This is a genomic window from Phenylobacterium sp., from assembly GCF_035539035.1.
Taxonomy (GTDB): domain Bacteria; phylum Pseudomonadota; class Alphaproteobacteria; order Caulobacterales; family Caulobacteraceae; genus Phenylobacterium.
The window spans coordinates 196,760-216,977 of the sequence record NZ_DATLJI010000014.1 but is presented as its reverse complement, the minus strand read 5'-3'; the positions used below and the strand labels follow the sequence as shown (position 1 = coordinate 216,977).

The window sequence follows — 20,218 nt, the reverse complement described above, 5'->3', positions numbered from 1 at the left end:
AAGTGAACGCCCCCGCCGATCCCAGGCTGATCCTGCGCGAGGACGAGCTCGACGCCGGCGTGGAGCTCCTGATGCTGGCCGAGGCCTCGCTGTGGGCCGGCGTCGACGCGGGGCTGGAGGCCGAAGGCCTGGGGCTCGGACGCTCCCACTGGCGCGCGGCTTTCCTGCTGCGCCGCCGGCCGGGCGTGGGCGTGCAGGAGCTCGCCCACCTCACCAGCCTCTCCAAACAGGCCGCCAGCCGCATCCTCGTGGACCTCGCCGGCAAGGGCCTGGTGGAGAAGACGGCAGGCGACCTCGACGGCCGCCGCCGCAGCGCCGCGCTCACCAGGGCAGGCGAGGCCTTCGAGGCGGCGATCACCGAACGCCTGAGGAGCCAGCTCGCCCGCGCCTACCGGTCGGCCGGGCTGGACGGGGTGGCCGGCGCCCGGCGCATCCTGGCGGCGCTCGCCGGCGGGCGGACGCGCAGCCCCGGAACGGGGGGAGGGATGGGATGACCATGACCGAGACGGCCCGCCGCGGCCGGCACCTGCTGATCGTCGACGACGACGACCGCATCCGCGAACTCCTCAAGGAGTATCTGGCCCGCGCCGGCTTCCGGGTGACGGCGGCGAACGGTGGCGGGGCGGCCCGCCGGCTGATCGAGAGCCTCGACTTCGACCTGGCGGTGTTCGACGTGATGATGCCCGGCGAGGACGGCTTCTCGCTGACCCGCTGGCTGCGCGACCAGCGCGGCCCCGCCGGCCGCACCCCGGTCCTGATGCTCACCGCCCGCGGCGACGCCAACGACCGCATCGAGGGCCTGAAGCTCGGCGCCGACGACTACCTGCCCAAGCCCTTCGAGCCCGAGGAGCTGCTGCTCCGCATCGAGGCCATCCTGCGTCGGGCCCGCGACAAGCCCTCGGGCGAGGGGCCGCTGTCGCTCGGCCGCTGCGAGTTCGATCCCGATCGGGGCGAGCTCACCTGCGACGGGGAGCTGGTGCGCCTGACCGAGGCCGAGGTCGCCCTGCTGCGCCAGCTCGCCCGCACCCCGCACGAGCCGGTGGACCGCCTGGAGCTCGCCCGCGGCACGGTCGATCCCTCCGGTCGCGCGGTGGACGTGCAGGTCACCCGCCTGAGGCGTAAGATCGAGGACGATCCCAAGGCGCCCCGCTACCTCCAGACGGTGCGCGGCGTGGGCTACAGGCTGGCTCCGGACTGATGCGCCTCGTCCGATCCCGGGCGTTCGGCCGCTGGCTGAAGCGGCAGCTGCCGAGCACCCTGTTCGGCCGTTCGCTGCTGATCATCGTCCTGCCCGTGGCGCTGATGCAGGTGGCGGTCACCTGGATCTTCTTCGACGCCCACTGGCAGACCGTCACCAGCCGCCTGTCCGAGGGCCTGGCCGGCGACATCGCCTGGGCGGTCGAGAGCTATGCCGAGGACCCGACCGACGAGGAATTCGCCAAGCTCTCCGCGCGCGCCGAGGAGTCCATGGGCCTCTCCATCGCCCTGCAGCCCGGCCGCGTCCTGCCGGCCACCCGCCGCGACGCCCCGGCCCCGCTGGAGCCCTTCTTCGCCCCCATCGACCGCTCTCTGGAGCGCGCCCTGGAGGCCCGGCTCGACGACCCCTTCTGGTTCGACACCACCCGCTACCCGGCCTACGTCGACATCCGCGTGGCCGTGCCCGGCGGGGTGATGCGGGTGCTCGCGCCGCGCGATCGGGCCTTCGCCACCCAGGGCCACATCTTCGTCCTGTGGATGACGCTCGCCACCGTGCTGCTTACGACGGTCGCCATCCTGTTCATCCGCAACCAGGTGCGCGCCATCGAGCGGCTGGCCAACGCCGCCGAGGCGTTCGGGCGCGGCGCCGACGTGCCCACCTTCAAGCCGCACGGCGCGCGCGAGGTCCGCCGCGCGGCGCATGCCTTCATCGACATGCGCAGCCGCATCCAGCGCCACATCGACCAGCGCACCACCCTGCTCGCCTCCGTCAGCCATGACCTGCGCACGCCGCTCACCCGGCTCAAGCTCGCCCTGGCGCTGGCCGAGCCCTCCAAGCGCAACGAGGCCATGAAGAAGGACCTCGCCGAGATGGAGCACATGATCGACGAGTATCTCGCCTTCGCCCGTGGCGAGGGCGGCGAGGCGTCCGAGACCGTGCGCCTGCGCGACCTGCTGGACGAGGTCCGCGAGGGGGCGCGGCGCGCCGGCGCCCGGGTGAGCGTCACCGCCGATCCGGAGCTCTCCGCCAGCGTTCGCCCCAACGCCCTGAAGCGCGCGCTGTCCAACCTGGTCATGAACGCCGCCGTCCATGGCGAGCGGGTGGAGGTGGCCGCCCGCCCGCGGCCCACCGGCGGGGTGGAGATCACCGTCGACGACGACGGCCCAGGCATCCCGGCCGAGCAGTACGAGGACGCCTTCAAGGCCTTCGGCCGCCTCGACGAGGCTCGCAACCAGAACACCAAGGGGGTCGGGCTGGGCCTGGCCATCGCCCGCGACGTCGCGCGCGGCCACGGCGGCGACATCACCCTCGACCGCTCGCCGCTCGGCGGCCTGCGCGCCGTGGTCCGCCTGCCCGGCTCCGCGCCCCAGGGCTGAGCGCCACTCCGATAACACCGTTCAGCCACGGTTCAGCCACCACAGTGAAGCTTGCTCCCCGGGATACCTGGGGAGGACTTCCATGCGACACCTGCTCGTGGCCGCCATGCTCGCCTGCGCCGCCTCGCCGGCGCTCGCCGCCGATCCGGTGGAGGGGGACTGGCTGACGCCCAGCGGCTCGGCCAAGGTCCGCATCGCGCCCTGCCAGGGCCGCCCGGACCGGCTCTGCGGCGCCATCGTCTGGCTGAAGGATGCGCTGGACAGGGCCGGCCAGCCGGTGCGCGACACCGCCAACCCCGACCCCGCGCTGCGCGGCCGTCCCGTGATCGGCCTGCCCTTCATCCGCGACTTCCGCCGCGTGGAGACCGCCCGCTGGACCGGCGGCAAGATCTACGACCCGCAGAGCGGCAAGACCTACGACTCGCGGCTGCGGCTCAATCCCGACGGGACCCTGAAGCTGGAGGGCTGCGTGCTGGTGGTCTGCCAGGCCCAGACCTGGCGGCGGCCCTGATGGCCTGGCCGGCCCACCGCCTGGCGGCGGCCGCGGTGCTGGTCCTGGGAATCTATCTGCAGGTGGTCGCCTGGGTGGACCTCTATCCGTGGAACGACGTCCGCCGCAGCGACGGCCAGGAGACGCTCGACGTGCTCGCCGCGGCCGCCACCGGGGTGCTCACCGGCGCCCTGTGGGTCAGCCGCGTCTGGGCGCCGCTGCTCTCGGCCATGGCGCTCTCCATGTGGGCCTGGCTGCAGGCCATGACCTGGTGGGCGCCTACATCGCCGGCGCGCCGCCCAGCGCGCCCGCGGTCTACGGCCTCTGGTTCGAGAACACCCTGCATGTACTGCCCCGGGACGGGGGGCGCCTGCCGCCCGACGCCAACCACCTGACCCTGCACCTGCTGATCGTAGCCGCCCTGGCCGCCTCGCTGCTGGCCGCCTGGCGCGGCCTCTCGCCCGGCGCGGAGCCCCGCTAGGCGCCGAGTTCCTTCGAGCGCTTCACCGCCCGCGTCACCGCCTCGCGCAGCAGGGTCGGCAGGCCATCGCCGGCCAGCAGCACGTTCAGCGCCGCCTCCGTCGTGCCGCCGGGCGAGGTCACCTGTCGGCGCAGCTCCGCCGGCTCCTCGCCGCTCTGGGCGAGCAGGGCGGCCGCCCCGGTGAGCGTCGAGCGGGCCAGCCGCTGGGCCTCCTTGGCGGGCAGGCCCGCGGCCTGGCCGGCGCCCTCCAGCGCCTCGATGAACGCGTAGAGATAGGCCGGGGCCGAGCCGGAGACGGCGGTGGCCGCGTGCATCAGGTTCTCGTCGGCAAGGTCCACCACCGCGCCCAGCGGCTCGAACAGGGCGTGCGCCCGGGCCAGGGCCGCGGGATCGTCGGCGAACAGGCTGGCGGTGCCCTGGCCGATGGCGGCGGCGGTGGTGGGCATGACGCGCGCGACGCAGCGGCCGCCGAATTCCTTGGCCAGGTCCTGGGACTTCACGCCCGCCGCCACCGAGACGATCACCGCGTCGGCGGCGAGCCAGGGCGCGGTCTCGGCCGCCGCCTCGCGCCAGAGCTGCGGCTTCACGCACAGGAGCACCGTCTTTGCGCGGGCCAGCTCGGCGTCCGGAGGGTTGAGCTGCGCGCCCTCGAGCGCCAGCGCCAGCGCCGGCGGGCTCGGCGAAGGATCGCGGATCAGCAGGTCGGAAGGGGCGAAGGCCTGCGCCCGGCGCCAGCCCTCGAGCACCGCGCCGCCCATGCGCCCGGCGCCCAGCATCAGGATGGGAGTGATCATCGGCGCGACCCTAGCGGGGGCCGGGCCGGGATGCGAGTTCCCTTCTCCCGCAGCGGGAGAACGGATCGCGGCTTACGCCTCGCCGACCGTCTCGAACATGCAGGCGGCGATGGCGTCCTGGGGCGACTTGGAGCCCCGCACCAGGAAGTCGAAGGCCGGGTAGAAGCGGTCGGCCGCCTCGACGGCCACGTCGATCATCGCCGCGGCCTGGGCGAGGCTCGGCTGTTCCCCGGTCATCAGCGCCATCCCGTGGCGGAAGATGACCTCGCCGTCTTCCCAAAGCTCGAAGTGGCCGAGCCAGACGCGCGGGTTGACCGCGGCGATCAACTCCTGCGCCGCCTGCCGCTGGTCCTTGGCCACCGCCAGATCCATCGAGAGGCAGAGCTGGAGGCAGTCACCTTCCGGCCGCCAGGCGAACCAGAGTTCGTAGTCCTTCCAGTCGCCCGCGAGGGCGAAGGCGAGATCCCCGTCTTCTGTACGGTCGAACGGCAGGTTTTCCGCCGTGAGCACGTGCTCCACGACATCCAGGGGATCGTTCCCGAGGAGGACGTTGTCGTCAGACTGGGTGATGTCCATGAGACCCGAGGTCCTTTCGCAAGGGGCGGGGAGCGGATGGCCGCCCCCGAATCGCCTGCGATATTGAAAGTAAGCTGCTTTGCGACGGGGCCGTCACCCGGTTCTTGCCCGGGGCGACCCACGTTCGCGCGATTGGTTGTGGGGGAATCAGCGGCGTCGCGCTCAGGGGGCGTCGGCCGGCGGAGCCGCCGGCTTGGACTTCTTCGTCGCCCGCAGCGCCTCCACTTCGGCGCGGAGCGCGGCCACCTCGGCCTTCAGCGCGTCGAAATCCTCGCGGCGGATCAGGTCGAACTCGGCGGCGATGCGGTCGGCCTGCGAACGCATGGCGGCCTTGGCCTCCTCGCCGGCGGCCTGGGCGAGGCCCATGGCGGCGGAGGTCAGCTTGGCCATCTCGTCGAGAAAGGGGTTCTGGGTCTGCATCTTAAGCTCTGGCGGCGGCCGGAACTGGCCGCCATGTCTCCTATATGGCCCCGCGAGGGGTGAAAGCGAAGGGCTAGTCGTCTAAACCCGTCATCACCTGAACGCTGGAGCCGCCCAAACCGTGCCCTTCCCCGAATTCGATCCCGTTCTGGTGCAGATCGGGCCGTTCGCGATCCGCTGGTACGCCCTCGCCTATGTGGCCGGCATCCTGCTCGGCTGGCGCTGGGCCGTGGGGCTGGTGAAGAACGCCCGTCTCTGGGTCAATCGGCCGCCCCCCGTCAGCCCCGAGCAGATCGACGACCTGATCCTGTGGGTGACCATCGGCATCATCGCCGGCGGCCGGCTGGGACACGTGGTGTTCTACACCCCTTCTCTGATCGTCGAGGACCCGGTGCAGATTGTGCAGGTCTGGAAGGGCGGGATGAGCTTCCACGGCGGGGCCATCGGCGTCTTCCTGGCGATGATCTTCTTCGCCCGCCGCAACGGCATCGACCTCTGGCGGCTCGGCGACGTGGTGGCCCCGGCCGTGCCCATCGGCCTGTTCTTCGGCCGCATCGCGAACTTCATCAACGGCGAGCTCTGGGGGCGGCCCACCACGCTTCCCTGGGGCATTGTCTTCCCCGGCGCGGGCCCGGAGCCCCGCCACCCGAGCCAGCTCTACGAGGCGGCGCTTGAGGGCCTGCTGCTGTTCGCCGTCCTGATGTGGGCGACGCACGGGGCCAAGCTGCTCAACCGCCGCGGCGTGGTCATGGGGATCTTCACCGCCGGCTACGGCCTGATCCGGGCGAGCCTCGAGAACGTCCGCCAGCCCGACGCCTACCTGCCCGCCTTCCCCTTCGGCCTGACCATGGGGATGATGCTGTCGATCCCGATGATCCTGTTCGGCCTGTGGCTGATCTGGCGCGGGATGCGCGAGCCCCTGCCGCCGGCGCTGCCGGCCGAGTCCGCGCCGCCGCAGGCCAGCCAGGCCGAGCCGAAGTCCGTCTGAGATGAGCCTGCGTGACCGGCTGGCGGCGGAGATCGCCGCCGGCGGCCCGATGACGGTGGCCCAGTTCATGACCCGGTGCCTGCACGACCCGCAGGAGGGGTACTACGCGACCCGCCCGGGCCTCGGCGAGGCCGGCGACTTCCTCACCGCGCCCCTGGTCAGCCAGATGTTCGGCGAACTGGTCGGCGTCTGGGCCATGGCCGCCTGGCGGATGATGGGCGCGCCGTCCCGCCTGCGGCTGGTGGAGATGGGGCCAGGCGACGGGACGCTGATGAGCGACCTGCTGCGCGCCGCCCGCATGGCGCCGGACTTCCTCACCGCCTGCGAGGTCTGGCTGGTGGAGGTCTCCGAGCCCCTGAAGGCCCGCCAGCGCGCGCTGCTCGGCGAGGACGTCCGCTGGGCCGGCGCCCTGGCCGAGGTTCCGGCGGGCGAGCCGCTGATCCTGGTCGCCAACGAGCTGCTCGACTGCCTGCCCGCCCGCCAGTTCGTGCGCACCGCCACCGGCTGGGCCGAGCAGGTGGTGGGCCTGGACGCGAACGGCGCCCTGGCCATCGGCCTCGCCGCCGCCCCCGTCCTGCCCTTCCCCGACGCGCCCGAGCGGGCGGTGTGGGAGCAGTCGGCGGCCCAGGCGGCGCTCGGCCACGAGATCGGCCGCCGGCTCGTGGACGACGGCGGCGCGGCCCTGCTCATCGACTACGGCCGCGACCGGCCGGGCTTCGGCGACACCCTGCAGGCGCTGCGCCGCCACCGGAAGGTCGACCCGCTCGCATGCCCGGGCGAGGCCGACCTCACGGTCCACGCGGACTTCCCCGCCGTGATGGCGGCCGCCGCCGCCGAGGGCGCCGAGACCGCCATCCTCACCCAGGCCGAGTTCCTGGCGCGCATGGGCGTGGGCGAGCGGGCGGAGGCCCTGGTCCGAGCCCGACCCGAGAAGTCCGCCGCCCTTGGCCGCCAGCTCCACCGCCTGGTCGCCGCCGACCAGATGGGCGAACTCTTCAAGGCTTGCGTGATCCATTCGCCGGGCTGGACCCCGCCCGCCTTCGAGGACGCCTGATGGACCTGCCGATCATCACCTCGCCGCTGCTCGACCTGGCCGGCGTCCGCCACGCCTTCTTCACCCGCCAAGGCGGGGTCTCGGAGGGGATCTACGCCAGCCTGAACGTCGGCGTGGGCTCGAAGGACGACCCCGACGCCGTGCAGGAGAACCGGCGCCGGGCCGCCGCCTGGTTCGGGGCGCAGTCCATCGTCACCGCCTACCAGGTGCATTCCGCCACCGCGCTGGTCGCCGACGGCGCCTGGCCCGCCGGCCCGCCCCAGGCCGACGCCGTGGTCAGCGCCACCAGCGGCGTGGTCTGCGGGGCGCTCGCCGCCGACTGCGCGCCCGTCCTGATGGCCGACCCGGTGGCCCGGGTAGTCGCCGCCGCCCACGCCGGCTGGAAGGGCGCGCTGACCGGCGTCGTCGAGGCGGCGGTCGCGCGGATGGAGGAGCTGGGCGCCGAACGCAGCCGCATCCGCGCCGCCATCGGCCCGTGCATCGGCCAGGCGTCCTACGAGGTCGGCGTGGAATTCCTGGAGCGCTTCACCCACTTCGACCGCGGCTACGGGCGCTTCTTCGCGCCCGGCGCGGCGCCCGACAAGCGGATGTTCGACCTTCCCGGCTTCGTCCTCGCCCGCCTCTCGGCCGCGGGCGTGGGCAAGGCCGAGTGGATCGGCCGTGACACCTGCGCGGAGCCCGACTGGTTCTACTCCAACCGCCGCGCCTTCAAGCTGGGGGAGCCCGACTACGGGCGCCTCCTTTCGGCCATTGCGCTGACCTGACGCCTAGACTCGTGCGCCTTCGCTGCTACAAGGCCGGCCCAATGGCGAAAACGCTGTGGGGGTCTCGATGAAGCTGCTGGCCGGCAATTCGAATCGTACGCTGGCTCAGTCCATCGCCGACTACCTCGACATGCCCCTGACCCGGGCCCAGGTGCGCCGGTTCGCGGACAACGAGGTCTTCGTGACCATCGACGAGAACGTCCGCGGCGAGGACGTCTTCGTCATCCAGTCGACGAGCTATCCGGCGAACGACAACCTCATGGAACTCCTGATCTGCGTCGATGCGCTGAAGCGCGCCTCGGGCCGCCGGATCACCGCCGTGCTCCCCTATTTCGGCTATGCGCGCCAGGATCGGAAGACCGGCGGCCGCACCCCCATCTCGGCCAAGCTGGTCGCCAACCTGATCACCCGCGCCGGCGCCGACCGGGTGCTGACGATGGATCTCCACGCCGGCCAGATCCAGGGCTTCTTCGACATCCCGACCGACAACCTGCTGCCGGCGCGGCGCATGGCCGACGACATCCGCGAGCACTATCGCAAGACCGATGACATCATGATCGTCTCGCCCGACGTGGGCGGCGTGGTGCGGGCCCGCGCGCTCGCCAGCCGCCTCGGCGCCGACCTGGCCATCGTCGACAAGCGCCGCTCGGGCCCGGGTCAGTCCGAGGTGATGAACATCATCGGCGACGTCAGCGGCCGCCGCTGCATCCTCTACGACGACATCGTCGATTCCGCCGGCACCCTGTGCAACGCCGCCAAGGCGCTGATGGAGCACGGCGCCACGGAGGTCTCCGCCTACGTCACCCATGGCGTCCTGTCGGGGGGAGCGGTGGAGCGGGTCACCGCCTCGGTCCTGCGCGAGCTGGTTGTCACCGACTCCATCGAAGCCACCGAGGTGGTCACCCGCAGCGACAAGGTCCGCGTGGTCACCTGCGCGCCCCTGATCGGGGAGGCGATCCGCCGCATCGCCAATGAAGAAAGCGTGTCGAAACTGTTCGACTGAGATTTGGCGTGGCCGCATGGCCACGCTTGCTCAGCAAGAATTTACCATGCGAGATCACAATCTCGCCTGCCGACCATGTATCTTCAGCTCCACTGATCTTCAGGGGGAAGGCTTTCCGCAGATGATGTCCGCGTTCCCGGTCCGCCGGACCCTCTCCTTCGTCGCGCTCGCCGCGGCGGTCGTGCTCACCGCCTGCGCCGAGCCGCCCGCGCCCGCGCCGCCGCCTCCCCCGCCGGCCGCGGCCCTGTCGCCCAAGGTGATCGAGCAGGCCGCCGCCTACCGGGCCTATGTCACCCGCGCCCAGTCGATCTCCCCGATGTTCACCAACGGCGCCTCGGTCGCCGAGGGCGTGCGCGTCGGCGCCGCCTACGAGCCGCAGCAGATGGTCCGCGGGGCCATTGCCTACGGCGCCGTCGCCGCCATGCAGGACCAGGCCTTCGTGGCCGGGGTCCGCACCTACGCCGGCGACGCCGAGCAGCGGCGCACCATCGCCTACGAGATCATGAAGGACCCCGCCTACGTCATCGGCATCCAGGGCTCGGCCAGCGCCGCCGGCCAAGTGATCGCCGCCCTCGGGGGTGACGGCCAGAAGCTCCTGGAGCAGGGCCGGCTGGTGAAGCAGGCCGCCTACGACGTGCAGCGCTCGTCCTGGTCCAAGGCCGAGGTCGCCGACCGCGTCGCCCGCCTGGCCTACGCCAAACAGGCCTCCGTCACGCCGGTGATGGGCGACATGGCCGAGACCACCCGTCTTCAGTCGGCCGCCGTCGGCGCCGCGCCCCTGGGGCTCACCGCCCAGACCGCCGCGCCGCCGTACACGCCGGTGGTGATCCGGGCGATGGCCGTGGCCGCGCTCGCCAACCTCGGCTACGGCGACGACGCCAGCCTCCAGCAGGTCATGCCGCTGCTGGCGGACCCGACCTCGGCCTCGTGCCTGAACATGTCCAAGCTCAACCTCTACCAGTGCCTGGCCGTGTCCAAGCCGCACTACGAGGACGTCTTCTGCCTCGGCCAGCACGTGCTGATCGACACCGGCAAGTGCCTGATCAAGGGCGCGGGCCTGCCCGAGCCGACCGACGGGCGCATCAACATCGCCGCCAGCGCCACGCCCGCCCCGGTGGCGGCCGAGCGGAGCCTCGGGACCACCACCCGCACGCGCTGAAACCGGCGACGAAACTAGAGCCCCGCCCCCGTTGCATGGGGCGGGGCTTTTGTGTATCTACGCGCACCCTATTGACCCCTAGGTCACGGATTTCCGTCGCCGCGCGGGCCTCGCGCGGCGGCTTTCGTTTTGAGGCAAGGCTATGGCCGAGATCATCCTGAACGTTGAAGTGCGCGAGCGGACCGGCACCGGCGGCGCGCGTGAAGCCCGTCGCTCGGGCATGGTCCCCGGCGTGCTGTACGGCGGCGACAAGGACCCGGTGGCCATCGCCGTGAAGTCCAACGAGTTCCGCAAGGCGCTCTACACGGGCAAGCTTCTGGGCCACCTGGTGACCCTGAAGTACGGCAAGGAGACCCAGCCGGTCATCGCCAAGGCCGTGGACATGCACCCGGTGACCGACGAGCCCGTGCACTTCGACCTCTATCGGGTCGACGAGCACCAGCAGATCAAGATCGAAGTGCCGGTGCACTTCACCAACCAGGACGAGGCTCCGGGCCTGAAGCGCGGCGGCACCCTGAACATCGCCCTGCACACGCTCACCGTCTCCTGCGCCGCCGACGAGATCCCGGAAGAGATCGTGTTCGACCTGACCGGCCTGGACATCGGCGCCACCATCCGCGTCTCCGACCTGACGATCCCCGGCAAGGCCGAGGCCGCCGTCGACGGCGACACCGTGGTGGCCACCGTGGCCGGCGCCATGGCGGAAGTGACCGAGGAAGCGGCGGAAGGTGGCGAAGAAGCCGCGGCGCCGGAAGCTTCGGAAGGCGGCGAGGAGTAGTCCTCCTCGCGGTTCGCAGGCGGGGGCCGGATGCTGCTCATCGCGGGCCTGGGCAATCCCGGGCAGGCCTACGCCAAGAACCGCCACAACATCGGCTTCATGGCCGTTGACGAGATCGCGCGCCGGTGGGGGTTCTCGCCGGCGCGTTCTCGTTTCCAGAGCCTGGCGTCCGAGGGCTCCATCGACACGCCGCAGGGCCCGGTCCGGGCGCTGATCCTCAGACCCCAGACCTACTACAACGAGAGCGGCCGCGCGGTCGGCGAGGCGTTGAAGTTCTTCAAGCTGAAGCCCGCCGACCTGGTGGTTTTCTACGACGAGATCGATCTCGCCCCCGGCCGCTTCCGGATGAAGACCGGCGGCGGCGCGGCCGGCAACAACGGCATCCGCTCGGTCACCGCCCAGGTCGGTCCCGACTTCCGCCGCGCGCGGCTGGGCACCGGCCACCCCGGCCAGAAGGAGCTGGTCCAGGGCCACGTCCTCTCCGACTTCCACAAGGTCGAGATGAAGTGGGTCGAGCCCCTGCTCGAGGCCTGCGCCGACGCCGCGCCCCTGCTCGCGCTCGGCGAGGACGAGAAGTACCAGGCCGAGGTCATGCGCCTGGCCCCCGCCGAGAAGGCCGACCCCCGCAAGCTGGCCCGCGGCGGCGATTGAGCCTGCCGCCCTAGCGACTATGATACCGGTGTCATTCAACCGGAGAGACACCGATGCGGCTCCTCCCCCTCGCCCTTGCGCTGACCGCCCTCGCCGGCCAGGCCTTCGCCCACACCGTGCCCGCCGACGTCGCCGCGGCGGTGAAGAAGGCCATGCCGCAGATGACCATCTCCGAGGCCGAGCTGAAGGCGCGCGACGGCCGCCGCTACTACGACGTGGAGGGCAGGCTGCCGGACGGCTCCGAGATCGAGCTCGACATGCTGCAGACCCCGCAGGGCTGGGAGGTGGTGGAGATCCAGCGCGACATCGCCTGGGCCAGCGCCCCCGCCCCGGTCCGCGCCGCCGCCGGCCGCGCCGAGCCGGTCCGCGTCATCGAGAGCCGGCAGACCGACGGGACCGTCATCTACGAGCTCTTCGCGCAAGGCCAGCCGAAGGATCCGGCGCTGGAGGTCAGGTGGCGGGACGGCAAGGCCGAGCTCCTCACCAGCCGCTGGCCGCACTGACCCGGCTCACGGCCAGATCTTCAGCACCCCACCCCATTTCTCGGTCGTCTCGTGGGGGCGCAGATCGAACTCGGGCGGGTAGTCGGCCGGATACTCCATGACCAGCGAAGGCGGGGGCCGTTGTGGTTGCCTGAACCACGTCATCCAGGGTCTTCGCCAATACGGCCCATCAAAGATGGAAATGAACGCACGCGCCCAGGCCCATTCGGCGTCCCAGGCCGCGATCCCGGCTTGCATCACGGAAACGGCCATATCCTGATCGCGCCAGATGGGGCTCGCCAGGGGGAAGCCCAGCCTCACCATATTCGCGCTGTTCTCCACCGTGTCTCCGGCATGAACCGTCATGCCGGAGCTCATGGGATCGACCCCCGGCCGATTTGTGTGAAAGCTGATGGAATAGCCCCATCTGCTCACGGGCTTCGGCGCCTTCGGCGGATCAGGTCGCCCCTTCCGATCGATCAGCTCCCCGAGCGCTTCGGGCGACATTTCCCTCACGAATCCGGGGTCGCCAGATCGGAAGGGCCTCGACGCCAGCACCGGCCGAACATCGGCCCAGATCGGCTCGACTGCAGAGAGCAGATCGGCCGTCTTCAGGACGCGGTCTGCCACGCTGCGCGCGGTCTCGCCGCGAGCCGGCCATCCGAAGACGAACTCGCGATCGAAGTGGTTCTCCTCCTGAGCGAACCGGAGCTGTGCAGTCATCTGGGCGCCGTGTAGATGACGCGGATCGGCGGAACGCCGACGTCCCGGAAGTGATCCACCGCGCCACGCTCGGCGACATGCCAGTCGACGGGACGACCCTGCGAAGCTTCCCGCTGCCGCTTGGCCTGATTGTCGCGCTTTTCCGCGAGCCGCTTGGCGAACGTCGAATTGAAGGCTGCCGAGAAGAGGCTCGCGTAGCCCGGCCCCTTAGCCTCCAGCAGCTCCCTGCGAGGCGTCCAGACCGCGCAACCGTCGAACTTCACAGGATTTGATCCCGGATTCCGGACGACGTAGTCCAACCCAGGCGCGCGGGTGATCTGCTCCTCATAGTCCTTCGTCCACTGCGGGTAGCGAGGGAACTGCGCGTCGACCTCCCATCCGCCGTTCGGGTGGCAGGTCGGATCTAACTCCCTCTCTCCCTTCGCGAGTTCGCTCGCCTGCGGGATCCGGCCATCCCTGAAGCGGTCTGCCGAGCGAACGCGGGCGAGTGGCTCATCCTCGGCTTCGCCACTCAGCCGATCCTGCTGCTCCGCGTAAATCCGATCAACCTCAACGGCGCCCTTCACGACGCTGCCGTCGCCCAGTTCGTACCACCCTCCGAAGCGCGGTCGGACGTAGTTCAACGGACTTGGCAGGTCCGTCAGATAGGCGTCGCCGTTCGGCGAAGGCGTCGGACCGTTGCTGCCGAAGAACCCGCCGGCGCCGCTACCAGTCTCCCCGTACGGCGACACGCCGGGCGCAAGGCGCTCCGGCGCCGGCTGCACCTTGGCGGGAGGAGCGGTTCGTGGGCTCAGCCTGACCTGCCGCCACCGCGGCTGCTCCTCTGAAGCAGCCTCGCCCTCATGGATCAGGCTGCCGGTACCTAAGTAGGCGTCGTAAGCTTCCCGTTCCGCCAGCGCACGCTCACGATCGAGCTCCTCTGGCGTCCGGAGGTACCATCGCTCCAGCTCCTCCCCCTCGAGCAGCGCCGGATCCACGCGTCGCGCCATGCCATCTCCTCCCATCAGGCACTTACAATGGCACAGCTTGCCTAAAATGAGAACAAAATACGAACATAGAACGTCTTGGCGGATCGTCCTACGCCCCAGCGCGCATGCGGCCCTTGAGGAGGACACCTCCCTTTGTCCCTGCGCCCCCGCCGTGGTAGGTCCCGCCGCTCTTAGAGGAACCGCACCACCCCATGGCCCTGAAAGTCGCCATCGTCGGCCTGCCCAACGTGGGCAAGTCGACCCTGTTCAACGCGCTCACCCAGACCGCCGCGGCCCAGGCCGCGAACTATCCGTTCTGCACCATCGAGCCCAACGTCGGCGACGTGGCCGTGCCCGAGCCGCGCCTGGAGAAGCTCGCCGCGATCATCCCCTCCAAGGAGATCATCCCGGCCCGCATCAACTTCGTGGACGTGGCGGGCCTGGTGCGCGGCGCCTCGAAGGGCGAGGGCCTGGGCAACCAGTTCCTGGCCAACATCCGCGACTGTGACGCCGTGGCCTTCGTCGCCCGCTGCTTCATCGACGACGACATCACCCACGTGGAGGGCCGCGTCGATCCGCTGGCCGACCTCGACACCATCGAGACCGAGCTGATGCTGGCCGACATGGAGAGCCTCGAGAAGCGGGTGGTGAACCTGGAGAAGCGCGCCAAGACCGGCGACAAGGAGAGCGCCCAGACCCTGCGCCTCGTGCAGGTGGCCCTGGCCGAGCTCAACGAGGGGCGCCCCGCCCGCGTAGCCAAGATCGCGCCCGAGGACGAGAAGGCCTGGCGCATGCTCCAGCTCCTCACCTCCAAGCCCGCCCTCTACGTGGCGAATGTGGACGAGGGCTCCGCCGCCACCGGCAATGAACTGTCGAAGCAGGTCGAGGAGCGGGCCCGCAAGGACGGCGCCGACAGCGTGGTCATTTCCGCCAAGATCGAGAGCGAGATCGCCCTCCTGGATCCGGAGGAACGCGGCGAGTTCCTGGAGACCCTGGGCCTGGCCGAGCCCGGCCTCAACAAGCTGATCCGCGAGGCCTATCACCTGCTGGGGCTGCAGACCTATTTCACCGTGGGGCCTAAGGAGGCCCGCGCCTGGACCATCCACAAGGGCGACACCGCCCCGCAGGCGGCCGGCGTCATCCACACCGACTTCGAGAAGGGCTTCATCCGGGCCGAGACCATCGCCTACGAGGACTATGTGAAGCTCGGCGGCGAGGCGGGCGCGCGCGACGCCGGCAAGCTGCGCTCGGAAGGCAAGGAGTATGTCGTGAAGGACGGCGACGTGATGAACTTCCGCTTCAACGTGTAGGCCAAGAAATCCGAGGGGCGAGATGGGCGAGACGATCAAGATCGCAGGGGCCGACGGCTTCGAGTTCACCGCCTACCACGAGCCCAGCTTCACGCCCCGCAAGGGGGGCGTGGTCGTCATCCAGGAGATGTTCGGCATCGACCGCCACGTGCGGGCCGACGTCGAGCGCTGGGCGAAGATGGGCTACGAGGCCGTCGCCCCAGCCCTGTTCGACCGCCGCCAGCGCGACTTCCACGCCGAGCACGACGACGCCGGCATCCAGGCCGGGATCGCGCACGCCCGCGCCACCCCGCTCGACCAGGCGCTCGGCGACATCGCCGCGGCCCGCGACTTCCTGAAGACCCGCGGCGAGAAGGTCTGCGTCGTGGGCTACTGCTACGGCGGCTCGCTGGCCTGGCTCTCCGCCTGCCGCCTCGACGGGATCGCCGCGGCGTCCAGCTACTACGGCAGCCTGGTGAAGCAGTTCGCCGCCGAGACGCCGAAGGCCCCCGTCATCGTCCACCTGGGCCGCACCGACCCCGGCATCCCCGCCGACGAGGTGGCCGCCGCCGTCGCCCAGCACCACGCCGACGTCCCGGTCTACATCTACGAAGGCGCCGGCCACGGCTTCAACAACCAGAGCCCCGAGCGCTACAACGCCGAAGCCGCCGACCTCGCCCGCCACCGCACCCTCGAACTCTTCGACCGGGCCTGAGCGCCATGGGCGAGACGATCACCCTAAAGAGCCGCCACGACGGCTTCGAACTCTCCGCCTACCACGTGAAGCCCACCGACGCCCGGCGCGGCGGGCTGCTGCTGATCCAGGAGATCTTCGGGGTCACCGACCACATCCGGGAGCTCGCGGACGGCTTCGCGCAGGACGGCTACGAGGTGATCGCGCCGGCCTTCTACGACCGCCTCGAGCCTGGGTTCGAGGCCGACTACAGCCCAGACGCCATCCAGAAGGGCGTCCGCTATTCCACCGCCACGCCGTGGGACCAGGTGGCCGGCGACGCCCAGGCGGCCATCGACGCCCTCCAGCCGCCGGTCTTCGTGGTCGGCTACTGCTGGGGCGGGGCGGCGGCCTGGCTGGTCGCCTGCCGCGGCGAGGGCGTGGCGGCGGCCTCGGCCTTCTACGGCCGGCGGATCAGCGAGCTTGTGGACGAGATCCCGAAAGCCCCCACCATCCTGCACTTCGGCAAGACCGACGCCTCCATCCCCATGGAGAAGGTGGACGAGATCCGCGAGAAGCATCCCGACCTGCCGGTCTACCTCTACGACGCCGGCCATGGCTTCAACTCCGACCGCCGGGCCGACTACCACGCCGACAGCGCCCGCCTCGCCCGCCTGCGCACTCTGGCCCTGTTCTCCCGCAGCGGCGGCGGCAAGGGCGAGGTCTGACCCGCCCCTACTCCTCGACCTCGATCGCGCGCCTCACCTCGGGATGCCGCTCCAGCACCCGCACCAGCAGCGCCTGGGCGCCCAGGATGCCGATGCCGGCGGCGTAGCCGGAGAAGACGCCGGCCGGATAGCGGCCGCCATTGGCCGCGCTGCCGATCTGCCAGTACATGAACAGCGCCGCCCCGGCCAAAAGCCCGATGCCGATCAGGACCGAGCCCACGCTCTGCCCGAAGCCGGCGTTGAAGCTCATCCAGACATAGCGCGCGAGCCCGCGCCGCAGCCGCCCGACCACCAGCGGGATGGCCAGCGACAGGAACAGGAAGCCCGCCGGCCAGACCAGCGTCCGCTCGGCGATCAGGGAAAGGCTGCCCGGCAGCCGCTGGAAGGCGTCCAGCACGGCGCCGGCGTAGATCAGGCACGCGGCGGCGACCGTGATGTCCTGCATCCGGCGGAAGTTGGTCCAGGCGCGCGTGTAGGCCATCGTCCCCATATTGGCGCGCGTTGCGGCAGGCGTAAGGCGCCGTGTGCTGAGCGCTCTGCCGCCGCTCGCCGCCGGCCCGCGGCTTGGCTATGGTCGGGGCGCCCGTGAACACCGCCGCCCTCCCCCTCGCCCTGGCGCTCGCCGCCCTCGCCGGCCCCGCCGCCGCGGACGAAGCGGCTTGCTGGTACGAGAACGGCGTCGTCGTGGTCACCGCCGAGGTGGCCGGCTTCGTGGGCGACTACATCCTCGACACCGGCCAGGCCGCCACCCAGCTCGCCGAGACCCAGGCGCTGGAGCTGGGCTACGTGGAGCCCGCCGTGACCGGCGAGGTCCGGCTGGCGGGCCTGCGCCTGCCCGCCCGCCCCGTTCAGGTGGCCGATCTGGACGTCCGCACCGGCCTCTTCCCGACCCCCATCGCGGGCGTCATCGGCGCCGACGTGCTGAAGGACCATGTGCTGGACGTGACCTTCGCCCCCTGCCGGGTGCGCCTGTCATCCCCCGGTCGCGCGCCACGCTTTGCCGGGGCCCGGCTGCCGCTGGCCTGGGCCGAGGGGCGTCCGGTGGCGCTGGCGGGGGCCGCCGACGGCCCCACGGCGCTCAGGGGGCCCTTCGTCGTCTCCACCGGCCTGGACGCCCCGGTGCGGCTCTCCGAGGCCCTGGCGGCCGCGCCAGGGGCGGAGAAGCCGGCCGAGCTCCTGCCCTACGGCGTGCTCAGGCCGAGGCTCGCCGCGGTCTCGTTCGGCGACGTGCTGCTGGCCGACGTCCCGGCCGGCCTGATGAAGCCCGAGCCCGACGCGGTGGCCGGCGCGCTGGGCGCGCCCGTGCTGGCCCGCTGGCGGCTTCGCTTCGACTTCCCGGGCGGCGCGCTCGGGCTCGCCCCCGCCCCCTGAGCCGCCTCCGCGCGCATGCGAAAAGGGCCCCGGTTTCCCGGGGCCCTTTCCTGGTCTCGAAGGCTCGGCCGCCTCAGTGGGCGACGTTGCGCCAGATGCGGCGGTAGCTGAACCACAGCAGCACGGTGAAGATCAGCAGGTAGATCATCGCCGCGAAGCCGAACTGCTTGCGCTCCTGCATCTTGGGCTCGGCGGCCCAGGCGAGGAAGGCGGTCACGTCCTTGGCCTGCTGCGCCACCGTCGACTTGGTGCCGTCGTCGAACGACACCTGGTCGGGCTGGATCGGCGGGGCCATGGCCAGGAAGCCGCCCGGCGGCACATGGGCGTGGTCGCCGCTCCAGGACGCCGTCAGGTCGCCCGGAAAGTACTGGTTGTAGTAGGAGCCGGCCGGCACCGTCAGGCCCGCGGGCGGGGCGGCGTAGCCGGTCAGCAGGGAGTAGATGTACCGCGGCCCGCCGGAGCGCGCCTTGGCGATCACCGACAGGTCCGGCGGCAGGGCGCCGCCGTTCGAGGCCCGCGCCGCCGCCTCGTTGGCGAACGGCGAGGGGAAGCGGTCGGCCGAGGTGGCCGGGCGCTGGATGACGTCGCCGGTCTCGGAATCGATGTCGTTGACCTGGATGTCCTTGGCCAGGGCCTTCACGTAGGGATTGTCGTTCGGGTTCGGGTACTTCGGGTCGTAGAACGGCCCGCCCTTCTGGCCGAGGTTGCGGAACGACATCAGGTTCATCGCGTGGCAGGCCGAGCAGACCTCGCGATAGACCTTGTAGCCCCGCTGGAGCTGGGCCTGGTCGAACTTGCCGAACGGGCCTTCGAAGCCCCAGGAGACGGCCTTCGGCTCCTTCGGATGGGTGGCCGAGAGCGCCGGGCCTGCGATCAGGGCGAGCCCAAGCGCCGCGAGCGCGGAAACTTTGCGCAGCATCTTAAGCCTCAACCCCTCTTTTCAGGCGAAGCCACGGCGCCCGCGGGCGTGGTGGCCGGATGTGACAGGACAGGCGCCGAGATCGAGTCCGGAACCGGCAGCGGGGTCTCGGTGAGGCCCAGGATCGGCAGGATCACGACGAAGTAGGCGAAGTAGTAGGCGGTGGCGATGCGGCTCAGCCAGACGAAGCTGTTCAGGTCGGCGTCGAACAGCTGGAAGGTCGAGACGCCCGGGATCACCGGATCGTCCGGCAGCTTGGCGCCGCAGAAGCCCAGCACCAGGCAGGCCACCACGAAGATCAGGAAGTAGAGCCGCGCCGTCGGGCGGTAGCGCATGGAGCGCACCTTCGAGGTGTCCAGCCACGGCAGGACGAACAGCACGCCGATGGCGCCGAACATCAGGAGCACGCCGCCCAGCTTGTCCGGGACCGCCCGCAGGATCGCGTAGAACGGCAGGAAGTACCATTCGGGCACGATGTGGGCCGGGGTCACCAGCGGGTTGGCCGGGATGTAGTTGTCGGCGTGGCCCAGGATGTTCGGATTGTAGAACACGAAGCTCGCGAACATCAGGAAGAACACCGCGATCGCGAAGCCGTCCTTCACCGTGTAGTACGGGTGGAACGGCACCGTGTCCTCGGCGGACTTCACGTTCACGCCGGTCGGGTTGTTGTTCCCCGGCACGTGCAGCGCCCAGATGTGCAGGGCGACGACGCCCGCGATCATGAACGGCAGCAGGTAGTGCAGCGAGAAGAAGCGGTTGAGGGTGGGGTTGTCCACCGCGAAGCCGCCCCACAGCCAGGTGGTGATGGCCTCGCCCACGATCGGCAGCGCGCCCAGCAGGTTGGTGATCACCACCGCGCCGTGGAACGACATCTGCCCCCAGGGGAGCACGTAGCCCATGAAGGCCGTGGCCATCATCAGGAGGTAGATCACGCAGCCCAGGATCCAGAGGATCTCCCGCGGCGCCTTGTAGGAGCCGTAGTAGAGGTTGCGCAGGATGTGGATGTAGACGGCCACGAAGAACATCGAGGCGCCGTTGGCGTGCATGTAGCGGATCAGCCAGCCGTAGTTCACGTCGCGCATGATCCGCTCGACGGAGGCAAAGGCGTGGTCCACGTGCGGCACGTAGTGCATGGCCAGCACGATGCCGGTGACCAGCTGCACCACCAGCATGACCGCCAGGATGCCGCCGAAGGTCCACCAGTAGTTGAGGTTCTTCGGGGTGGGGAAGGCCAGCGCCGTGTCGTGCGCCATGCGCACGATCGGCAGGCGCATGTCGAGCCAGCGTTCGAAGCCGGTCTTCGGCTCGTAGGTGGAATGTCCGCTCATCTTGT

26 protein-coding genes are annotated in these 20,218 nt (G+C 70.8%); 17 read left to right on the top strand and 9 right to left on the bottom strand.

Annotation, left to right across the window (positions count from 1 at the left end):
* Positions 1 to 2: 2 nt before the first annotated feature.
* The 4 genes from VM685_RS10695 (at position 3) to VM685_RS10680 (ending at position 3,085) form a co-directional block, all read left to right on the top strand.
* The gene (locus tag VM685_RS10695) at positions 3 to 494 is read left to right on the top strand and encodes a MarR family winged helix-turn-helix transcriptional regulator (protein ID WP_325460135.1); all 492 of its coding nucleotides are present in this window, start codon (positions 3 to 5) and stop codon (positions 492 to 494) included.
* A gap of 2 nt (positions 495 to 496) precedes the next feature.
* Complete coding sequence (locus VM685_RS10690; protein ID WP_325460377.1) at positions 497 to 1,198, top strand: response regulator transcription factor; 702 nt, start codon at positions 497 to 499, stop codon at positions 1,196 to 1,198.
* A complete protein-coding gene (locus VM685_RS10685; RefSeq protein ID WP_325460134.1) occupies positions 1,198 to 2,574 on the top strand; it encodes an ATP-binding protein in 1,377 nt (458 codons plus the stop codon). Before VM685_RS10690 ends, VM685_RS10685 begins: the two co-directional genes overlap by 1 nt.
* Before the next feature lie 82 nt (positions 2,575 to 2,656).
* On the top strand, positions 2,657 to 3,085 hold the full coding sequence (locus tag VM685_RS10680; protein ID WP_325460133.1) for a DUF2147 domain-containing protein: 429 nt from the start codon (positions 2,657 to 2,659) through the stop codon (positions 3,083 to 3,085).
* 82 nt (positions 3,086 to 3,167) lie between these two features.
* Here the strand turns inward: VM685_RS10680 and VM685_RS10675 are convergent, their stop codons facing one another.
* The gene (locus tag VM685_RS10675) at positions 3,168 to 3,296 is read right to left on the bottom strand and encodes a hypothetical protein (protein ID WP_325460132.1); all 129 of its coding nucleotides are present in this window, start codon (positions 3,294 to 3,296) and stop codon (positions 3,168 to 3,170) included.
* A gap of 12 nt (positions 3,297 to 3,308) precedes the next feature.
* Here VM685_RS10675 and VM685_RS10670 point away from each other — a divergent pair, with 12 nt between their 5' ends.
* A complete protein-coding gene (locus VM685_RS10670; RefSeq protein ID WP_325460131.1) occupies positions 3,309 to 3,545 on the top strand; it encodes a hypothetical protein in 237 nt (78 codons plus the stop codon).
* On the opposite strand, the gene proC is transcribed toward VM685_RS10670, so the two are convergent.
* The 3 genes from proC to VM685_RS10655 all read right to left on the bottom strand — a co-directional run bounded on the left by proC (position 3,542) and on the right by VM685_RS10655 (position 5,335).
* Complete coding sequence (proC, locus tag VM685_RS10665) at positions 3,542 to 4,336, bottom strand: pyrroline-5-carboxylate reductase (RefSeq protein ID WP_325460376.1); 795 nt, start codon at positions 4,334 to 4,336, stop codon at positions 3,542 to 3,544. The two genes, VM685_RS10670 and proC, sit on opposite strands and share 4 nt — an antisense overlap.
* Before the next feature lie 75 nt (positions 4,337 to 4,411).
* The gene (locus VM685_RS10660) at positions 4,412 to 4,915 is read right to left on the bottom strand and encodes a YbjN domain-containing protein (RefSeq protein WP_325460130.1); all 504 of its coding nucleotides are present in this window, start codon (positions 4,913 to 4,915) and stop codon (positions 4,412 to 4,414) included.
* A gap of 162 nt (positions 4,916 to 5,077) precedes the next feature.
* On the bottom strand, positions 5,078 to 5,335 hold the full coding sequence (locus VM685_RS10655; RefSeq protein ID WP_325460129.1) for an accessory factor UbiK family protein: 258 nt from the start codon (positions 5,333 to 5,335) through the stop codon (positions 5,078 to 5,080).
* A gap of 121 nt (positions 5,336 to 5,456) precedes the next feature.
* On the opposite strand from VM685_RS10655, the gene lgt reads away from it, so the two are divergent.
* From lgt to VM685_RS10615, 8 genes are all read left to right on the top strand, one after another.
* Entirely contained in the window at positions 5,457 to 6,323 is an 867-nt protein-coding gene (gene lgt / locus VM685_RS10650; protein ID WP_325460128.1) for a prolipoprotein diacylglyceryl transferase, read from the top strand.
* A gap of 1 nt (position 6,324) precedes the next feature.
* Positions 6,325 to 7,377, top strand: coding sequence for a class I SAM-dependent methyltransferase (locus tag VM685_RS10645; RefSeq protein WP_325460127.1), 1,053 nt, complete (start codon positions 6,325 to 6,327; stop codon positions 7,375 to 7,377).
* The gene (pgeF, locus tag VM685_RS10640) at positions 7,377 to 8,141 is read left to right on the top strand and encodes a peptidoglycan editing factor PgeF (protein ID WP_325460126.1); all 765 of its coding nucleotides are present in this window, start codon (positions 7,377 to 7,379) and stop codon (positions 8,139 to 8,141) included. Before VM685_RS10645 ends, pgeF begins: the two co-directional genes overlap by 1 nt.
* Positions 8,142 to 8,208: 67 nt before the next feature.
* On the top strand, positions 8,209 to 9,144 hold the full coding sequence (locus VM685_RS10635) for a ribose-phosphate pyrophosphokinase (protein ID WP_325460125.1): 936 nt from the start codon (positions 8,209 to 8,211) through the stop codon (positions 9,142 to 9,144).
* 121 nt (positions 9,145 to 9,265) lie between these two features.
* A complete protein-coding gene (locus tag VM685_RS10630) occupies positions 9,266 to 10,303 on the top strand; it encodes a hypothetical protein (protein WP_325460124.1) in 1,038 nt (345 codons plus the stop codon).
* 142 nt (positions 10,304 to 10,445) lie between these two features.
* The gene (locus VM685_RS10625; protein ID WP_325460123.1) at positions 10,446 to 11,081 is read left to right on the top strand and encodes a 50S ribosomal protein L25/general stress protein Ctc; all 636 of its coding nucleotides are present in this window, start codon (positions 10,446 to 10,448) and stop codon (positions 11,079 to 11,081) included.
* 30 nt (positions 11,082 to 11,111) lie between these two features.
* Positions 11,112 to 11,732, top strand: a complete 621-nt coding sequence (pth, locus tag VM685_RS10620; RefSeq protein WP_325460122.1) for an aminoacyl-tRNA hydrolase — start codon at positions 11,112 to 11,114, stop codon at positions 11,730 to 11,732.
* 53 nt (positions 11,733 to 11,785) lie between these two features.
* Positions 11,786 to 12,235, top strand: coding sequence for a hypothetical protein (locus VM685_RS10615; protein WP_325460121.1), 450 nt, complete (start codon positions 11,786 to 11,788; stop codon positions 12,233 to 12,235).
* 6 nt (positions 12,236 to 12,241) lie between these two features.
* On the opposite strand, the gene VM685_RS10610 is transcribed toward VM685_RS10615, so the two are convergent.
* Both VM685_RS10610 and VM685_RS10605 read right to left on the bottom strand, forming a co-directional pair.
* Complete coding sequence (locus VM685_RS10610) at positions 12,242 to 12,937, bottom strand: hypothetical protein (protein WP_325460120.1); 696 nt, start codon at positions 12,935 to 12,937, stop codon at positions 12,242 to 12,244.
* On the bottom strand, positions 12,934 to 13,926 hold the full coding sequence (locus VM685_RS10605) for a Tox-REase-5 domain-containing protein (RefSeq protein ID WP_325460119.1): 993 nt from the start codon (positions 13,924 to 13,926) through the stop codon (positions 12,934 to 12,936). The genes VM685_RS10610 and VM685_RS10605 overlap by 4 nt, the downstream gene beginning before the upstream one ends.
* A 191-nt stretch (positions 13,927 to 14,117) precedes the next feature.
* Between VM685_RS10605 and ychF the strand changes: the two genes are divergently transcribed.
* The 3 genes from ychF to VM685_RS10590 are packed head-to-tail and all read left to right on the top strand — an operon-like array spanning position 14,118 to position 16,595.
* Complete coding sequence (ychF, locus tag VM685_RS10600) at positions 14,118 to 15,215, top strand: redox-regulated ATPase YchF (RefSeq protein WP_325460118.1); 1,098 nt, start codon at positions 14,118 to 14,120, stop codon at positions 15,213 to 15,215.
* A gap of 22 nt (positions 15,216 to 15,237) precedes the next feature.
* Positions 15,238 to 15,909, top strand: a complete 672-nt coding sequence (locus tag VM685_RS10595) for a dienelactone hydrolase family protein (RefSeq protein ID WP_325460117.1) — start codon at positions 15,238 to 15,240, stop codon at positions 15,907 to 15,909.
* 5 nt (positions 15,910 to 15,914) lie between these two features.
* Positions 15,915 to 16,595, top strand: coding sequence for a dienelactone hydrolase family protein (locus tag VM685_RS10590; protein ID WP_325460116.1), 681 nt, complete (start codon positions 15,915 to 15,917; stop codon positions 16,593 to 16,595).
* Between the two features lie 7 nt (positions 16,596 to 16,602).
* Here VM685_RS10590 and VM685_RS10585 read toward each other — a convergent pair whose 3' ends face one another.
* Positions 16,603 to 17,076, bottom strand: a complete 474-nt coding sequence (locus tag VM685_RS10585) for a hypothetical protein (RefSeq protein WP_325460115.1) — start codon at positions 17,074 to 17,076, stop codon at positions 16,603 to 16,605.
* A 104-nt stretch (positions 17,077 to 17,180) separates the two neighbouring features.
* Here VM685_RS10585 and VM685_RS10580 point away from each other — a divergent pair, with 104 nt between their 5' ends.
* Positions 17,181 to 17,966, top strand: a complete 786-nt coding sequence (locus VM685_RS10580) for a hypothetical protein (protein WP_325460114.1) — start codon at positions 17,181 to 17,183, stop codon at positions 17,964 to 17,966.
* Between the two features lie 73 nt (positions 17,967 to 18,039).
* On the opposite strand, the gene VM685_RS10575 is transcribed toward VM685_RS10580, so the two are convergent.
* Both VM685_RS10575 and VM685_RS10570 read right to left on the bottom strand, forming a co-directional pair.
* The gene (locus VM685_RS10575) at positions 18,040 to 18,885 is read right to left on the bottom strand and encodes a cytochrome c1 (protein WP_325460113.1); all 846 of its coding nucleotides are present in this window, start codon (positions 18,883 to 18,885) and stop codon (positions 18,040 to 18,042) included.
* Between the two features lie 8 nt (positions 18,886 to 18,893).
* Positions 18,894 to 20,213: a cytochrome b/b6 gene (locus tag VM685_RS10570; RefSeq protein WP_325460112.1), complete on the bottom strand. Its 1,320-nt coding sequence runs from the start codon at positions 20,211 to 20,213 to the stop codon at positions 18,894 to 18,896.
* Between the last annotated feature and the right edge of the window lie 5 nt (positions 20,214 to 20,218).

Coding starts and splice junctions, on each gene's coding strand:
- VM685_RS10690 (WP_325460377.1), top strand. CDS start 497: ATGACCGAGACGGCCCGCCGCGGCCGGCACCTGCTGATCGTCGACGAC.
- VM685_RS10685 (WP_325460134.1), top strand. CDS start 1,198: ATGCGCCTCGTCCGATCCCGGGCGTTCGGCCGCTGGCTGAAGCGGCAG.
- VM685_RS10680 (WP_325460133.1), top strand. CDS start 2,657: ATGCGACACCTGCTCGTGGCCGCCATGCTCGCCTGCGCCGCCTCGCCG.
- VM685_RS10675 (WP_325460132.1), bottom strand. CDS start 3,296: ATGGCCGAGAGCAGCGGCGCCCAGACGCGGCTGACCCACAGGGCGCCG.
- VM685_RS10660 (WP_325460130.1), bottom strand. CDS start 4,915: ATGGACATCACCCAGTCTGACGACAACGTCCTCCTCGGGAACGATCCC.
- VM685_RS10655 (WP_325460129.1), bottom strand. CDS start 5,335: ATGCAGACCCAGAACCCCTTTCTCGACGAGATGGCCAAGCTGACCTCC.
- VM685_RS10645 (WP_325460127.1), top strand. CDS start 6,325: ATGAGCCTGCGTGACCGGCTGGCGGCGGAGATCGCCGCCGGCGGCCCG.
- pgeF (WP_325460126.1), top strand. CDS start 7,377: ATGGACCTGCCGATCATCACCTCGCCGCTGCTCGACCTGGCCGGCGTC.
- VM685_RS10635 (WP_325460125.1), top strand. CDS start 8,209: ATGAAGCTGCTGGCCGGCAATTCGAATCGTACGCTGGCTCAGTCCATC.
- VM685_RS10630 (WP_325460124.1), top strand. CDS start 9,266: ATGATGTCCGCGTTCCCGGTCCGCCGGACCCTCTCCTTCGTCGCGCTC.
- VM685_RS10625 (WP_325460123.1), top strand. CDS start 10,446: ATGGCCGAGATCATCCTGAACGTTGAAGTGCGCGAGCGGACCGGCACC.
- pth (WP_325460122.1), top strand. CDS start 11,112: ATGCTGCTCATCGCGGGCCTGGGCAATCCCGGGCAGGCCTACGCCAAG.
- VM685_RS10615 (WP_325460121.1), top strand. CDS start 11,786: ATGCGGCTCCTCCCCCTCGCCCTTGCGCTGACCGCCCTCGCCGGCCAG.
- VM685_RS10610 (WP_325460120.1), bottom strand. CDS start 12,937: ATGACTGCACAGCTCCGGTTCGCTCAGGAGGAGAACCACTTCGATCGC.
- VM685_RS10605 (WP_325460119.1), bottom strand. CDS start 13,926: ATGGCGCGACGCGTGGATCCGGCGCTGCTCGAGGGGGAGGAGCTGGAG.
- ychF (WP_325460118.1), top strand. CDS start 14,118: ATGGCCCTGAAAGTCGCCATCGTCGGCCTGCCCAACGTGGGCAAGTCG.
- VM685_RS10595 (WP_325460117.1), top strand. CDS start 15,238: ATGGGCGAGACGATCAAGATCGCAGGGGCCGACGGCTTCGAGTTCACC.
- VM685_RS10590 (WP_325460116.1), top strand. CDS start 15,915: ATGGGCGAGACGATCACCCTAAAGAGCCGCCACGACGGCTTCGAACTC.
- VM685_RS10585 (WP_325460115.1), bottom strand. CDS start 17,076: ATGGCCTACACGCGCGCCTGGACCAACTTCCGCCGGATGCAGGACATC.
- VM685_RS10575 (WP_325460113.1), bottom strand. CDS start 18,885: ATGCTGCGCAAAGTTTCCGCGCTCGCGGCGCTTGGGCTCGCCCTGATC.
- VM685_RS10570 (WP_325460112.1), bottom strand. CDS start 20,213: ATGAGCGGACATTCCACCTACGAGCCGAAGACCGGCTTCGAACGCTGG.